16 protein-coding genes are annotated in these 15,285 nt (G+C 45.9%); 6 read left to right on the top strand and 10 right to left on the bottom strand.

Translation table 11 applies throughout. The annotated features are described in order from the left end of the window. The first annotated feature begins 91 nt into the window (after nucleotides 1-91). Nucleotides 92-973, top strand: coding sequence for a sulfotransferase (locus tag NDI48_21225; protein ID MEP0833690.1), 882 nt, complete (start codon nucleotides 92-94; stop codon nucleotides 971-973). Nucleotides 974-1,041: 68 nt separating this feature from the next. On the opposite strand, the gene NDI48_21220 is transcribed toward NDI48_21225, so the two are convergent. From NDI48_21220 to NDI48_21200, 5 genes are all read right to left on the bottom strand, one after another. Beyond that, nucleotides 1,042-1,611: a DUF1802 family protein gene (locus tag NDI48_21220; GenBank protein MEP0833689.1), complete on the bottom strand. Its 570-nt coding sequence runs from the start codon at nucleotides 1,609-1,611 to the stop codon at nucleotides 1,042-1,044. A 179-nt stretch (nucleotides 1,612-1,790) separates the two neighbouring features. Beyond that, nucleotides 1,791-2,438 carry an alpha/beta fold hydrolase gene (locus NDI48_21215; protein ID MEP0833688.1) on the bottom strand — a complete coding sequence of 216 codons (648 nt, stop codon included), beginning with the start codon at nucleotides 2,436-2,438 and terminating at the stop codon, nucleotides 1,791-1,793. 3 nt (nucleotides 2,439-2,441) lie between these two features. Then, nucleotides 2,442-2,924, bottom strand: coding sequence for a Spy/CpxP family protein refolding chaperone (locus NDI48_21210; protein ID MEP0833687.1), 483 nt, complete (start codon nucleotides 2,922-2,924; stop codon nucleotides 2,442-2,444). A gap of 108 nt (nucleotides 2,925-3,032) precedes the next feature. Continuing rightward, nucleotides 3,033-3,389, bottom strand: coding sequence for a hypothetical protein (locus tag NDI48_21205; GenBank protein ID MEP0833686.1), 357 nt, complete (start codon nucleotides 3,387-3,389; stop codon nucleotides 3,033-3,035). Beyond that, complete coding sequence (locus NDI48_21200) at nucleotides 3,386-3,997, bottom strand: sigma-70 family RNA polymerase sigma factor (protein MEP0833685.1); 612 nt, start codon at nucleotides 3,995-3,997, stop codon at nucleotides 3,386-3,388. Before NDI48_21200 ends, NDI48_21205 begins: the two co-directional genes overlap by 4 nt. A 178-nt stretch (nucleotides 3,998-4,175) precedes the next feature. Between NDI48_21200 and NDI48_21195 the strand changes: the two genes are divergently transcribed. Continuing rightward, nucleotides 4,176-5,810: a GAF domain-containing protein gene (locus NDI48_21195; GenBank protein ID MEP0833684.1), complete on the top strand. Its 1,635-nt coding sequence runs from the start codon at nucleotides 4,176-4,178 to the stop codon at nucleotides 5,808-5,810. 212 nt (nucleotides 5,811-6,022) lie between these two features. Next, on the top strand, nucleotides 6,023-7,327 hold the full coding sequence (locus NDI48_21190; GenBank protein ID MEP0833683.1) for a serine/threonine protein kinase: 1,305 nt from the start codon (nucleotides 6,023-6,025) through the stop codon (nucleotides 7,325-7,327). Nucleotides 7,328-7,368: 41 nt separating this feature from the next. Here NDI48_21190 and NDI48_21185 read toward each other — a convergent pair whose 3' ends face one another. Next, nucleotides 7,369-8,274, bottom strand: coding sequence for a DUF3365 domain-containing protein (locus tag NDI48_21185; GenBank protein MEP0833682.1), 906 nt, complete (start codon nucleotides 8,272-8,274; stop codon nucleotides 7,369-7,371). A gap of 132 nt (nucleotides 8,275-8,406) precedes the next feature. Between NDI48_21185 and NDI48_21180 the strand changes: the two genes are divergently transcribed. Further along, nucleotides 8,407-9,249, top strand: a complete 843-nt coding sequence (locus NDI48_21180) for a phosphate/phosphite/phosphonate ABC transporter substrate-binding protein (GenBank protein MEP0833681.1) — start codon at nucleotides 8,407-8,409, stop codon at nucleotides 9,247-9,249. Nucleotides 9,250-9,273: 24 nt separating this feature from the next. Here the strand turns inward: NDI48_21180 and NDI48_21175 are convergent, their stop codons facing one another. Both NDI48_21175 and NDI48_21170 read right to left on the bottom strand, forming a co-directional pair. Then, nucleotides 9,274-10,053, bottom strand: a complete 780-nt coding sequence (locus tag NDI48_21175; GenBank protein ID MEP0833680.1) for a polysaccharide deacetylase family protein — start codon at nucleotides 10,051-10,053, stop codon at nucleotides 9,274-9,276. Continuing rightward, on the bottom strand, nucleotides 10,025-10,777 hold the full coding sequence (locus tag NDI48_21170; protein MEP0833679.1) for a glycosyltransferase: 753 nt from the start codon (nucleotides 10,775-10,777) through the stop codon (nucleotides 10,025-10,027). Before NDI48_21170 ends, NDI48_21175 begins: the two co-directional genes overlap by 29 nt. A gap of 465 nt (nucleotides 10,778-11,242) precedes the next feature. Between NDI48_21170 and NDI48_21165 the strand changes: the two genes are divergently transcribed. Continuing rightward, the gene (locus tag NDI48_21165; protein ID MEP0833678.1) at nucleotides 11,243-11,575 is read left to right on the top strand and encodes a nucleoside triphosphate pyrophosphohydrolase; all 333 of its coding nucleotides are present in this window, start codon (nucleotides 11,243-11,245) and stop codon (nucleotides 11,573-11,575) included. 70 nt (nucleotides 11,576-11,645) lie between these two features. Further along, nucleotides 11,646-12,782 carry an acyl-CoA dehydrogenase family protein gene (locus tag NDI48_21160; protein MEP0833677.1) on the top strand — a complete coding sequence of 379 codons (1,137 nt, stop codon included), beginning with the start codon at nucleotides 11,646-11,648 and terminating at the stop codon, nucleotides 12,780-12,782. A gap of 83 nt (nucleotides 12,783-12,865) precedes the next feature. On the opposite strand, the gene NDI48_21155 is transcribed toward NDI48_21160, so the two are convergent. Further along, nucleotides 12,866-13,576 (bottom strand): PHP domain-containing protein, encoded by a 711-nt coding sequence (locus NDI48_21155; protein MEP0833676.1) that lies wholly within the window; start codon nucleotides 13,574-13,576, stop codon nucleotides 12,866-12,868. Between the two features lie 418 nt (nucleotides 13,577-13,994). Then, nucleotides 13,995-15,233: a HetZ-related protein gene (locus NDI48_21150; GenBank protein ID MEP0833675.1), complete on the bottom strand. Its 1,239-nt coding sequence runs from the start codon at nucleotides 15,231-15,233 to the stop codon at nucleotides 13,995-13,997. Nucleotides 15,234-15,285 lie beyond the last annotated feature (52 nt).

The following is a 15,285-nucleotide window of genomic DNA, read 5'->3' as shown; positions in this document are numbered from 1 at the left end:
CTTTTTAAAACAGTTATATTTTAAGAGTAAAACTGTCTTTTGGGAGAAGTAGCGCTAAGTTCAACTTAGCTGTTTTAACCCTAAATTAAACATGAAAGTAAAATATTGCATCGTTCTGGGATGCCCTCGTTCAGGAACGACATTTTTAATGACGGCACTCAGAGCTTTAGCGAATTCAGAATGTATTTCTGGTCTCCTGATTCCCGTTTCAATTCCCCATCTGGTCAACTATTCCTTACCGGACTATATCTATAATGTCCTAGCTTTTGAACTTGAAGCTTCCTTTCAAAATTATCTTGATTCGGGTATTCCCTATTCGCGATTTTCAGGCTTGCATCAATGGCTCAAAGGCTATATGAGTAGCCAAGAACTTTTTCAAACTTTGCAACGTAAACGAGTCGTTGAACGCATCGTTTATAAAGAACCTTTTCTCAGCTTTGCCCCAGAATTTACATATCGTGCGCTACCCGATTGTCGTATTCTTCACCTCTACCGAGATGGTCGAGATTGTGCCGATTCCTTAGTTAGAACCTATGATGTACTGACCGATGAAAAGTTAATGGCTCTCAATACCTCCGAAATGCCCATCGGTCGTAAATATGATACACGTTATGTTCCTTGGTGGGTTGAGGAGGGGCGAGAAGAAGAATTTCTGGGCAGCACCCCTTATGTCAGAGCCATCTGGATGTGGAAGGAGATGGTGGGACGGTGTCACAACTTCTTTTCTCAGCCTGAGGTTGTACAGACAGGCCGAGTACTATTGGTAAAATATGAAGATATAATGAGCGATAGCCTCACCTGTGGAGAGCTAATTGCTACCCACTTTGGAGCCAAAATGAATCGACAACTGGAAAAACAAATCAAAAAGGCTCATCCCCAGTCGATTGGCATCCATAAAAGACGTGCTCCTAAAGAAATTGAAGAAGCCGAAAGAATTGCTCAAGCAGAACTTAAGCTTTATGGCTATTTATAGAAAGCTATAAAAAATGGGACGTTTGATGTTCAGGACGATAGAGGATTTTGAGTTAGATAGAAATATCCTTATATTGTGAGTACCTTACGAATTTGGGTCACCTGAGCGGTGTAGGTTGTATCATCCAAAACAGGCACAATACCCTCTAAATTAATCGCTTCAGTTAGGTCAATCCATGAGCGACAGCCCCCGTATTCAGGACGATAACCAATCGATTGGGGTTGAGGGAGTCGGTAAGTTCGTAACAAAAGGATAAACAGGGACTGACGGGGTTTCCAGCGGAGGCGATCGCTGACAAATTGCTCATTCCAGATGTGATAGGGTAACAGCCTGACAACCGCTTTTTCGTCACTCACCAGCAAAATATCAGTCATCTCAGCCCAGCTACTAATTTGAACGGTTTCCGGATGCCAACCTGACGTTACAGGTGTGACTTGAGCCGCGTACTCTGGTTTCAGCAAGTTAGGCTGTTGATGCTCATAGGTAGGGTAGAGCAAAATCTGATTGTGAGTGACACTGAAACGGTTCCCCTCTTCCTTAATGCCCCCTTTGCGTAGCAGCATGATCATGTTGCCTTTTTCTAAGGCATCAACGGCAACAGCCCATTCTTTGAGCGCGTGTATAGTAGTTGATTCCATCGCTATTTTGTCAGATTCTTAATCTAAATTTTAGCCTGCATTTTCTTCGTGTTTCTTCCTTGGCTAATCAGTAGCTTGTCAGCGGATTTTAAGGCTGCTCAAGAAAGGCAGAGGATAGAAGGCTCTTATGCTTTTATGAATGCCTTCGATATGCAAGTGCAGGTTCTATCACTCACTTATCATTCAATCTCGATTTTAAGCTTGCAAAAAACCTGAATAGCCTGCCAAATTTGCGGCATGACATCCCTTAATCCGTGGTCGCTATCCAGTTCCCTTAGTTGTACCCAAGGACGCACATTTGCATAAGCTTGACTTGCCGCTAAGGGTATCACCTCATCCTGCCGTCCATGCAAAATTAGGGTGGGTACAGGTCGCGAAAGTTGCGTTTCTCGGTACTGGCTGGCGTTTTCAATAAACTGGTAATGGAGGGGAAGCGATCGCTGTTCTCCGTAGTGATAAATCGGCAAATATCCCGATGTCTGCCACTGACGAAGCTGTTCTGCTTGCAGTTGCGGCAACCAATGATCGAGAAATCCAAAGGCTGGAGCCAGTAAGACAAGTCGCTGAACTTGGGAGTGCTTTTCGGCTAACCAAGCGGATGTTAGACCCCCCAAACTAGACCCGATTAACGTGACGGGTGTCCCATCACAGGGAAATAGAGACTCGACTTGAGTGATCTGGCGGGCGATCGTCAAGTGGGAAAAGTCACCCTGGTTGAGGTCAGGCACTTCCAGGGAAATCTTACAGGCAGCGAAGGCTTCGCGCAGATACAAGGCTTTCGCTGACTCAGGCGTTGAAGCAAAACCGTGAAGGTAGACGAACTTCATTCATTAATACCCTCTGGGCAGAACCATCCGATTGTCGGCTAATTTCCCCTGTTGTTCCATCAGTTGAGCAAACTGGGTTCGTTGAGTGGGGGTTAACACCTCTCGCATGGCGAGCATACTTTCAAAGCTGGCGGCTTCTAACTGGTGGCGCATCAATTCCACTTGCTGATATTTAGCCCGAACTTCGTCAGTTGAAGCCGTACTGACCATGAGTTGACGCAACTCTTGGGTCGATTGACGTACAGCCTGTTTGTGTTGCGATATTCGATCTTTGTACTGGGAGTAAATCGCTTTTAGCTTTTGCTTTTGCACCGAAGTCAGGTTGAGTTGTTCCATCAACCGGAACTCCCCCTGCGCCCCACCCTTTTGCCCTCCTAAGTTTTGTCCGACGAGATGGGGGAATGCGGTGTTGGGTTTGCTCAAGGCGATCGCACTTCCCAGCGCAAGCAGCAGCACGAACGACACAGATACACGATGTAACCACATGTTAATGACGTATCAACTATGAAGTATGTTAGCGAAGCAGTGCGTTAGCGCCGTGTGAAGGATGAAGTGTAGAGTTTCATGCTTCCTGATTTTCTATGTCTAGAAAGCTCACCGTGCCCCATTCGTCTCTAACTGCCAATTGACTTGTACAACATCATGAGTCTGTAACTGGGGGGATGTATCGCCCACTACTTCATTCCAGTTGTCTTGTAGGAATGTTTCCACATTGGCGCGAGAGGACTCTGGTGCGGCAATCAATAGGCGATAACCACTTAACAGCATCACTAAACCGGCAATCAGCGCTGGCGGCCAAGGCAAAAGCCGCTGATTAATACTAGGCTGGGGAGACTTTTCCACCGCCTTCATCAGTTGATCTTCCAAGTCAAATTGGGCAGGTGGAGGTATGGGACGATGTTTATGCAGAAACTCTTGCCATTCTCGGTCTTCGGGCGGTAACGGAGTCATAGCATCTCTCCTTGTTGCTGGATATATTTCCTCAGGGATGTTCGGGCATGAAAAAGACGAGACTTCACGGTTCCCACAGCGATGCCCAAAATTTGCGCCACCTCCTTTTGTGGCAAATCCTCTAAGTCATGCAACACCAGTACAGCACGATGCTCAAAACTCAACTGTTGCAGTCCCCTCTGTATGATGTCTTGATAGTGCAGTTCCATCAAGTCAGGCGCTTGAGAGTGTTTCGAGTCGCTAGGAGACAATCGCTCTCTATCACTTTTGAGTTTGGAGTTAAAAGAACGCTCTTGGGCAAATTGCCGCCGTTGATCAGATGCCACATTCCAGCAGATCCGATAAAGCCAGGTCGAAAATTGGGACGCCTGCCGTAGCTGGGGTAAGCCTTTCCAGGCACGGAGGAAAACCTCTTGGACTAAATCATCGAGAGCCTCACCACCACAGAGTTGGTAGAGGGTTGACCGCACTCGCGCACAATAGCGCCGATACAGTTGGCGGAAACTTTGTTGGTTTCCCTGTTGGCACTGTAGCACCAAGTCGATGTCGGTTTCAGCTTCTTGAGCAGTAGGGTCATTGCTTGACGCCTCGGCAGGTATTACTGACACCTGTGGTTCTCCCTCACCAGTTGGTTTGCTGACTCCTTTAGACTGAAGGAGTCAGACAAAGGTTCAATAAACAGTAACCCATCTTCCCTGATTAAGGGAGGAAGACCCCGAAAAACCTATATGCTTGGAAGTTAAGGATCAGTTGTTTTTGCCACTAACGACTAAGCATTGACCACTGATGAGCGCTGAGGGAGATGAGAGCGTGCCGTACTTAATCCAAAATCCAGAGAATCCTGACCAAAAAGTTCATGAATTACAGTTTGGTTTAAACACGATCGGGCGTGAGATCAGTAACACCATCATCTTGCTTCATAAAAGTCTTTCCCGTCACCATGCTCAGCTCATCATTAATGATCAGGGTGTGATGATGAAGGATTTGGGCAGCCTGAATAAAACCTATGTGAATGAGCGGGAAATTGACCAATGTCAACTCAGGAATGGAGATTTAGTTCGCTGTGGGAGTGTATTGTTTAAATTTGTCCATTCCATTGAGAAACATCAGGCATCGGCTCCCTTAAAGGATGAAACCGCAAACCTCTCGATTTTGAGACGGTTTTCACCGGAACAAACTCGTGTCGAGATGCAGGAATTACTCCAGCAAGAGAGTTCAAAATATCAGCGCTCAGTCCTCAAGTTACGACAAGAGGATGCGACTCAACGGGCTGTAGATAAGCTGAAAATTTTATTGGAAGTGAGCAAACAACTTTCTTCTCCTGAAGAGAATGAAAGGCTATTTGAGAAAATTCTCGACCTATTGTTCGAGATTATGAATGTTGACCGAGCTGTGATTTTACTGGTGAATGAGGAAACCGGACAGCTTGAGCAAAAAGCGGTTAAGTTCCGAATTGGAGTGCCAACGGATGACCAGTTTTATAGCACAACGATTACCAATTTCGTTCAGCAAAATGGGGATTCGGTTTTAATTTCGGATGCCCGCCAAGATCAGCGGTTTAGTGAGTCGTTGTCTGTGCTCAACCAAGCGATCCAGGCTTCGATGTGTGTACCCTTGAAACCGCGAGATACGGTGATTGGGGTACTCTATACCGACAATCTTTCCATGGCGGATATCTATTCCCAGGAAGATTTGGAGTTCCTGACGGCGCTGGCTAACCAAGCAGCGATCGCGATTGAAAATACAGAACTCAACAAGAAGATGCAATCGGAAGCGATCGTGCGGACGAAACTAGAGCGTTTCTTCCCTCAAGCCGTGAGTAAAAAGCTCAAGGAAGAAGGGAACTTGGAGATTGTGGATACGGAGGTAACCGCGCTGTTTGCAGACATTAGCGGCTTTACAGCTATGTCCTCCACCATGGAGCCGCGCCAAATCATTGAAATGCTCAATGAATACTTCGAGGTGATGGTCGAAGACATTGTATTTCAATACGAAGGCACCTTGGAGAAATATATTGGAGATGCTCTACTGGCTGTTTGGGGCGCTCCCTATCGACAACCGGATGATGCGCGGCGTGCGGTTCATGCGGCGATCGCCATGCAAAAAGCGGTTTTGCGCCTGCACGACCAATGGCAACAGCGACACGGTATCGATATTCAAATCCATATTGGACTCAATACCGGCAAAGTTGCTGCGGGAAATATTGGCTCCCAGAATCTGATTCAATACGCCACCATTGGCGATACCACCAATGTCACGAGCCGAATCTGTAGCGCCGCGCAGGAAGGGGAGATTATGATTTCCCAAAGCACCCTAGATCAGCTCAATGACCCCAATGTAGCGATTGAAAAAATGCCCCCCGTGTGGGTCAAGGGCAAAGATCATCCGCTTCAGCTCTATCGCGTCCAGTGGAATGTTTAGGGAGTCAGAACATTCTAATCTAGACCCCTCAACTCCCCGATGGCAATCCACTACCATAGGATTGGAACCAGTGAATTCCTACCTTCCCCCATGTTCAGGGAAAGAGATTGTGCTTATCCCGAACCAGCGCTTGCTCTTGGTAAAAAGAGTTGGGGAGGCAAAGCCATAGAAGAAGACGCTTAAATCCCCCAGTTCACTACTCGCTAATCCGGATGAGCCTTTGCATCAATCCTAGCTGCTCAAATACCGACAATCGCGACACCCAACTGTTCTGTCAGACCTGTAGCTCTGAGTTATTGTTGGAAGGTCGCTATCGGGTGATGCGCCAGCTAGGAAGTGGCGGCTTCGGGAAAACCTATGAAGTGAGCGATCGCTCTGGCCCTGTTCAAGTCTTGAAAGTCCTGAGCAATAATCATCCCAAGTATGTCGAACTCTTCCAACGAGAAGCTCAAGTCCTAGCGCGACTCAATCATCCTGGCATTCCCAGAGTAGAACCCAATGCCTACTTTGTCTTCTTGCCTCGAAACCGATCAGAGCCATTGCACTGTCTGGTCATGGAAAAGATTGAGGGGTTGAATTTAGAGCAATATATCCAACAGCGGGGCAGCCCCATCGATCATAAATTAGCACGTCAATGGCTGATCCAACTGCTCACAATCCTACAGGAGGTACACAGTCAACACTTTTTCCATCGGGATATCAAGCCCTCCAACATCATGCTCCGATCCGATGGACATCTTGTATTAATTGATTTTGGTACGGCACGGGAAGTTACGGAGACCTATGTCACCAAACAAGCCACAGGTGAGGTTACGGGAGTGATTTCCGCCGGTTATACACCCCCAGAGCAATTCAACGGTCAAGCCGTACCCCAATCGGATTTCTTTGCTTTGGGGCGCACGTTTATTTATCTGCTGAGTGGCAAAGACCCTAGTAAATTGTATGACTCCTATACCGACGAGCTGCGCTGGCGTGACGCGACTTCCTTAGCTTCTCCCCAACTCGCAGACCTTTTGGATCGGATGATGGCACGTTTCCCCCATCAGCGTCCTCAAACAGCCGCCGAGATTTTGCAACAACTCGAACAGATTAGCAGCGATAGCTATATCCCCCAAAATTCTTTGCCCAAGGCTATACCTCAGATTTACTTCCAACAGACGCTCCCTGTACAGCCATTAGCACAGCAGACCGAAGAACTCAGACCCTATAGACCTTCGTCACCCTCTGCCCCCAAGTCACCCCTAACCCCACAACCCGAAATCCCCCCAGTACCCCCGCCGACTGCCAATCCGAGTCACTCATCAATTCCTACGACAGCGCCCGCACTCGACCCTAATTTTATCCGTTATTGTCAACAGGAACTCGCGGAATATATTGGCCCTATGGCGGCAATTATCTGTCGGCGCACACTGGCTCAAAATCCCGGGCTGTCGGCCAATCAATTAGTAGAAGCGTTAGCTAAAAAAATTCCCAACTCGAAGCATTCCCAAGAGTTTCAGCGCCGATTACTAACCTGAAACTGAAGGTCAGGGCAAGCGGTTACCCAGCGGTTATCCCCTCACTCTTGTATTTCTGTATTCAACATATTCATCGCCATTTCCAAGCTGACTTTCATCCGATTCAGAGAGGCGGCTAATATCCCAATTTCATCATGAGCTGGGTGTTCAAATTCGCCCTTCATGTCACCAGTACTGACTTGTTTCGACAAGTGAGCCATCCGCTTCAGGGGATTAGTAACCGCAAATTTGAGAAATAGATTAATAATAATCATGGCTAGCAGAAAGAAAACACTGAGGCTGCCGATGACCAAGACTTGCAAATGCCGAGCTTCATTAAACACGGCACTGGCGGGGACTGATATGACTTTTGCACCAATAATTTCATTGAGTTTCCAACCAAAACCGTTGTCACGACCGTAAGTAGCAATTTGACTTTTAGGAGCCTGTTCGGGAGTGCTGTGGCAGCGTAGGCAGCTTTGGTCAGAAATTACCAAGGGGCGAGCGACATAAAAGATTTCTCCACTCGGAAGGGAACGAAATCCTGTTACTTCTTGGATTCCTGATTGTTTCCGAAATCTTTCAACCACAGCGGTTTCAAAAGCGTCAGCTTTATCGCGTTGATTCGTGGGATTTAAAGTTGCTTCTTTATAGAAAAAGTTACTATATTGCTCGCGTTTACGTAATTTCTCAAAAACTTCACGCGCTGAATAAGCGGGTACCGTTTGTGGTAAAAACCAATCTTCTTTTTCTAAGCGAGGTGCTAACTCAGGGTTGATTTGAGTCGCTGTGTAGTCACGGACAGAACTCATCGTTTCGAGCAATAGGAAAGCCTGGGAAGCGACTTTTTCTTTCGCATTATCCCCTAAAATTTTAGATAGCGCTAAACCACTGATGCCAACCACACCTAAGAAAATCAACAGTAAAAGTAAATTGAGTTTGGTACCTAACTTGAGATTTTTGAACATCGGAAGCCTCCTTATAGCGATAATTTGGGAATTTTTGTAACAAATATATGACCCAAACAACAGGAAAATGACTATCTGATAACTCTGTTATACAGTAAAAGCTCAAGAGTTAAATTTCCTCATTCTTCAACTATGTTTTCACGCCGTCTCTTCCTGTGGCAGATACTATTCCTCCTGACAGCTTGTAAAACAGCAGAAACGTCGAAACTAGGGAAATTAAGCATTGGGGTAGTCAGTTACGGTGAAGGCGATCGCTCAATTGAGCAATACTCACCGCTTTTTGACTACCTAGAGGCTCAACTCAAGACGATGATAGAGTTGGAACCGGCGTACAACGAAATCAAGGCAGTTGAACAGATTAAACGCAAAAATTGGTCGTTAGTCTTCGCGCCTCCGGGTTTAGCGGCGATCGCAATTTTTGAGGAACAGTATTCGCCACTTTTTCCTCTAGAAGGAGTGGAAAAGATGCGATCGCTAATTGTGGTGCGAGAGGAAAGTCCTTTTAAAAAATTAACAGACCTTAAGGGCAAAGCGATCGCGTTAGGCCAACCGGGTTCGGCTACGGGCTATTCTTTACCCCTCTATAATCTCTATGGTCTTACTCTAGCCGAGGTACGAATTGCTCCCACACCAAAAACAGTTCTGGAATGGATCGATCAGAAACAGGTAGCCGCTGGAGCTTTATCTTTAGCTGATTTGGAACGTTACCGCCAAGGCTTTAAGCAGACGAATTACCGAGTGATTCATAGCGATTCGGTTCCTCCAGGTTCGATTATTGTAGGACCCATGGTAGAACTCTACCAACAAGAGCGAATTCGTAAGGCTTTAGCCTCTGCTTCCCCCAACGCGATACAAGCAGCCGGATACTTAACCAACAGCAGGGTTCCTGAGTATAAACCGTTAATGGAAATAATCGCCAAAGTTAGGCCGCTGGCTGACAAACTTAAAAACAAGCCTGTCTATATTCATAAATAAATATCAATTCTCTAGTTGACCCCTCTATTGATAGAAATTTTTTGAATGAATAAATTCTGAAAAAGTCATAAATTCTCCTTGGTTTTTGAGCCAGCCCAAATACTTTCTTAATCGCTCAACCATTACACGACCAGAGTGTCTTTTAATAAAACTAGGGAGGTAAAAATCCTGAATATCCGTAAACTCCCAAGGATGAAAATAGAGGCACAGGTAAGAATCATACTGAAGAGTTCTCTGAGAGGCGATTTTCATCCATAATAAAGGGAAGTTTTTAAAGCTCAACCAAAACAGAGGAAATCGAATTCTGGGCGTTACAGAAACTGGAATATTGCATATGTCATTGGAGTAATAGACTGTCCTCTGTTTGAAAAAATTATTGTATCGTCCTGGAATATACGTGGGATTCATGGACGAGTTATATTGATAGCCTGCTGTGTGCAGGGCTGTATCATCAACGTCCATCAGCCGAGGCATTCTGAAGCCCGTAACGCGACTATTCGTAATTTGTTCTAAGGTTGTTCGAGATTTTTCTAAATCTTCCAAGCTGAAGGAAGAGTGGTAGAAGCCATGAGAAGCAATTTCATGATTTTGGGAAATTATCCGTATCATCTCTTGATGATGAATCGCAAAATTAGCTGTCACAAAAAATGTCGCTCTTATCTCTAATAAATCGATGAGCGAAATAACAGATTTTAATCCTTGCAAGGAAACATAAAACTGCTTATTTTCATCGATTTTCTGTCCATATTCTTCCGGAATATCAAATTCTTCGATATCAAAACTCAACAATATAGACTTTTTCATAGAGACCTAAATTATCATTAATTTTGATTTGAATGAGGCTCTGGAACATCATCAATGAATCTTTAACTAGATTCACTTTTGATATTTTACTTGAATGACTACTGGAAATAAACGCTGGAATCTCACCAATGGTATATCCCATCTTTTGAGCTAAGTAAATTAGCTCAACATCAAAGCAAAATCTTTTTATCGTTTGTTTCTCGAATAAAGTCTGTGCCACATCTCTTCTAAACCCCTTTAAGCCAGCTTGAACATCACTAAATTTGAGAGATAGTATACCTTGAGTCATCCAATTAAATAGTTTTCCTGCCAAAAATCTCATGGGTTTTACTCGTTTAAAATTATCAGGAATCAGATTCCTACAGCCAATAACCACATCAAATAACTTTAATTGCTCAGCCAGAAAATCTAGATGATATAACGAATAAGCCAAATCGCTATCTATAAAGCAAATATAATCTCCACAGGTTGATTCTAAGCCTTTTTTTATTGCATAACCTTTACCTTGGTTTTGTTCGTAATAAATTAGAGATATAGGATAAATTTGCTTTGTCTCTGCTATTTTTGTTTTTAACAGATATTGGGTGCCATCAGTAGAACCATCATCTACAAAAATAAATTGATAAACGGTGTGAATTTTAGAGTATTCTAAAACGGCTTCAAAGGTTTCATTGATGCATTCTAATTCATTATAAACAGGTAAAATTACTGATATTTTAACCATGAATTTTACTTCACCCGTCTGACATCACAGCCGCAAAGACGTATCTTTATTTTATTTATTTTTTGATTTAAAATACACTTTGTTGACCCTACCGTCAATCCTTTTTTGAGACACCTAAAAAAATAATTCGCCTAAAATGATTCGCTCAAAGACTATCCTAAATAGGCATGAAGGATTTAGACTTATGTTTAATGCGTAAATATACTCAGTCTATGGAAACAGCCAACTCCCGCCGGATTTGGGACAAAAGAGAGAGGTGGTGAGCCGTGTTTAAGAACAACATGAACTCATACTCTCTACTTAGTCTTTGAGATTTACACATGCTTGGAATTTTTCACAGCTATCTGTTCTCCCAGTTACTCCCCCTTGTCGTTTGCGCCGTTGTGGGTGTTGCTTTCATCCTTCTGGCCTACTCTTTTGCCGTACCTGTTACCTAGTCCTCATCAGTTTTGAGCTAGCTTCTTCATGCGCCAAGAACACAATAAGCTCGTGCGAGACGGTATTCCGGAAATTATTCGCCAAGCAGGGAAGCAGTGCGAAGTAGCATTGATGTCTGAGGCGGAGTTTAGTCAAGCATTGCGAGAAAAGCTGCTGGAAGAAGCTCAAGAAGCGGTGGTGGCGACTCCGGAAAATTTAGTGAGCGAGTTAGCCGACTTGCAAGAAGTGATTGATGCAATCCTAAAAGTGTATGGGATTGAACGCGAAGCCTTAGTGAAGGAACAAAGACACAAGCGAACGGAACGGGGTGGCTTTGACCAGCGCCTGCGGTTGTTGTGGACTGAATCTTCATCTTCATAAAATAGAGGCACAGAGGGCACGACATGGTCGTGTTCTGAGATATAGGGCTCACAGCAAAACGGTATATCAGATGTCATCAACGACCGTGAATCAGGGTGTTGCTCATAAGATTGAACAGGAAGACCAGCAAGCGCTATTAAATCTTGCGGAGGCTTATCTTCGGGAGTTTGTTGCGCCCGTGGCTTCAGAGATTGATGACAATCCAGAGGTTTTAAAAAAGGCGCTCCAGGGTATGGGCGAGCGCTCCTTACTCGCGCTACGGGTTCCCCAAGTTTGGGGAGGTGCACAAGTGAGTGAAATCACCTATCGCCACTTCCAACAGCTCGTTCCCCGCTATTCGGGGGCTTTGAATTTTCTCCAAACTCAACACCAAAGTGCGGCAGGATTCTTCACCAACAGTGAAAATGAAGCGTTAAAACAGCAATATCTGCCCTATATGAGCAAGGGTGAGGTATTAGTGGGGATCGGCTTTTCCCACCTACGACGCCCAGGTGACCCGATTATGAAAGCCATTCCCGTAGAAGGCGGGTATCACCTGGGAGGAAAGGTGCTTTGGGTAACGGGTTTTGGCTTCTTTCAGGATTTTATTGTGGGTGCGGCACTTCCGGATGGTCGGGCGGTTTATGGTGTTGTCCCGTTTGTGGAAACAGTCCAAGAAACTGGAGGAACCATTACCTTTAGTGAGCCAATGCAAATGGGAGCCATGTCCTCAACCCATACTGTTACGGCAACACTCACCCATTGGTTTTTACCCCAAGAGCGTGTCATCTTTATCAAACCCATAGGGGCAATTCACGAGAACGATAAAAAGAATGTTCTGCATCACGGTTTTTATTCCCTGGGCTGTGCCAGAGCAGGGCTTGATATTGTTGAAGCGGCTTACCAGGCTAAACAACTGCCCTTCATCAAGCAAGCGTTTGACGCTCTCGACGCCGAACTCACTCACTGTCAATCTGCGATGATGCAGGCGTTACCACCCGACGCCCAGACATGGGAAGAGCGCCTGCAAGTGCGAGCGTGGGCGATTAATCTCGCGCAACGCTGTGCGAGTGCGGCGGTGACGGTTTCTAGCGGTGCAGCGAATTACCGATATCATGCAGCACAGCGAGTCTATCGTGAGGCATTGGTATTTACCGTTTCGGGGCAAACCACTGCCGTCATGGAAGCGACTCTTGCTCAGTTGGTTGTTTCAGATAGGTTTGAGTGATTGTATTCAACCTTTGATTGTTCAAGAGGCGATGCGGTTTTTCTCACCGCTAATCCCTGCGTGACGCCTCACTCCTCACTTCGTCATAGACGCCGGAGTAAATTCATCCCGTGAGTATCCGTCCCGCAGGTATTCAGCAGATTGTAAGCCTCACTCAACTGTTTGACTTGCTGCGTTTGCATGGGGCTGGTTTGCCAGGGGTTTGGGTTGGCGTAGGCGTAGTAGGTTTCGACCCCATCTATGCCTAAATGCGCTACGGCGGGAATTAACTCTACCGCGGGGCGTCGGTAGCGCCCTGGATGAGCCAAAACAGCTAAACCGCCCGCCTGCTGAATTGCCGCAATCACGACTGCCGCCTGAGCTTCGCGATGTCGAGGTGCTTCGCCTTGGAGATAAGACTCTATAGCGGGATGTTTGGGATCAAAGGCATAGCCGAGGATATGAACATCAGTGCCGAGTAGGTTCGCTGTGATTTCAACACCCGTCCAAAGGTGAGGATAGGGTGTGACAGGAGTGGATTGCTTATGCAAGTATTCCAGCCAGCCTTGAGCGACGAGGTAGCCCCCAATCGTGTGGTGGTCGGTAATAGCCAGTCCTTTGATGCCAATGGCGATCGCCTGCTTGATCAAATCTTCTGGCTTTAGCTGACCATCGGAATAGATAGTGTGCATGTGAAAGTTATAGGAACAGGGACAACTATCTGGCCCAATGGTTGCCCAGACTTGCCTGAGCGCGAGTGCATCCTGTGCTGTTATTTGGGGTGAAGCTAAAGCTTGATCAATTTTGACCACCATAACTGCCTGCTGGTTGTTGGATATGTTGATAATTGACGAGATACTACCTTCAATCGAGAGAGATTGTCAGCCTAGGTCAGGTAAGCGATATATATTTTCAATTGTTAACCTAACCTTAGCAAAAGTTAGTCGTAATTGACTTTTGGCATTCATTAGCAGTAGATACCCTAGATGTGTTGCCAACTCGTCATTTTTTTACGGACATAGATATTGCCAAAGGCTCTCTAAGTTAGGGCTTGAAGTGTTAAATGACTGAGACTTAATAATTGTGTAAGTGGCTTGAGCAGAAATTCTGTAATGAAGGTAATCCTTTTCGTTTGGCTGGGTACAGGAGTAAGCAAGAGTTAAGAGTTGAAAGTTTAGCCCCTTTAATTGATCACCGTCAACTCTTAACCAGAAAGTGATTCTTGCTCACTCGTTATTCCTCACTTTTACCGGATGAATTCCGAGTCTTCCAAGCGATTTCCAGCAAAGCTGTCCAACGCTTTTGTACCTGCTTTGGTGTACAGCCTAGAACTTTGGCAATCTCTTTATCGGTTCTTTGCCCCTGTTTGAGTGACAACAACTGCTGCTGTTGCTCATCGAGTTGCCCGACAAAAGCGTCCCAGCGCTCAGAGGACATGCCTAGCTTTTGGTCAAGGTCTGCCCCTAGCCATTGGTGTACCAGCTTCCAATGGGAGGAGCGAGAGAATTTCTCCACATGGTACTTAAAGCGCTGTTGCAGGTAGTCCCGCTGTCTGGACGTTAGACCCAGAATTTCGTCGATATCGGGTGCTGCCAAGTCTTGCAATTTTAAGACTAAGTAATCCGCACAGTCGGAGTGACCCTGAGATTCTAGATACTGTACCAGTTCGGCAACAACGCGATCGCGCAACACAGCCTCACTGGGGTCAACGGTTTCAGAAACGAGGCGCAATCTGACCTGCTGCATGGCAGGAGAGCGACTGTGCTCCTGTGCTTCCTCTCCCTTGGCAAACTCCACCGCCTGTTCGATATCCAGGGGCGTTTCGCTCGGTTGCCGTTTAGCAAAGCTCTGCGCTCTGAGTACAATCAGTTGCTGGTTATTGCGGTTAGGCAATTGGATGCGCCGCTTGGCGTACTGCTCGGTAAACGCCATGTACTCGGCAAGTTCAATCTGGGTGCGAGGGGTGTAATCGGCCTCCACCTCATTTTCCCGCCGGAAGGCTTTGAGGGACTCGGCATAGAAGTCTTGCAAGAAGTCCTCAATTAAGGTGTACCGAGCGGAAAAGCTAAGTTGGGCTTGAGAGGATGCCACATGGCGATAAATCATCACACTCAAGTGGCTATGTAATTCGATACGACCTTGCTTTGAACCCAGTTTGTAGTATGATAGACACTTCTGTAGGCGATGACGTGCCAGTGTCAGTTGCCAGGAACGGATTTCACCGGAAGTTTGAATGCGATCGCTTTTGCGGCAAATCCGTTCCACCTCTTGCACAATCCGGTTGACCACGGAGTGCGTGCGGCTAGAATCTAATCCAGTGTGTGATACCAAACCACTGCTCTTGAAGGATGAGCGCATTTCCTCCAGTAACATATCCTTGAGAGCTTGGGATTCAGTTCCTGGGAGAATTTCCGGAGCGTGGAAGTGGCCTTGGGAAGTTTGATGGATAGAATTAGCTGTTTTGACGTTCATGGTATTGCCCCTAAAGACTTTAATTGATGAACTGCGACGAGACTCAACAGAG

This window comes from Microcoleus sp. AS-A8, from assembly GCA_039962225.1.
Classification (GTDB): domain Bacteria; phylum Cyanobacteriota; class Cyanobacteriia; order Cyanobacteriales; family Coleofasciculaceae; genus Allocoleopsis.
This window is presented reverse-complemented; position numbering and strand designations above follow the sequence as displayed.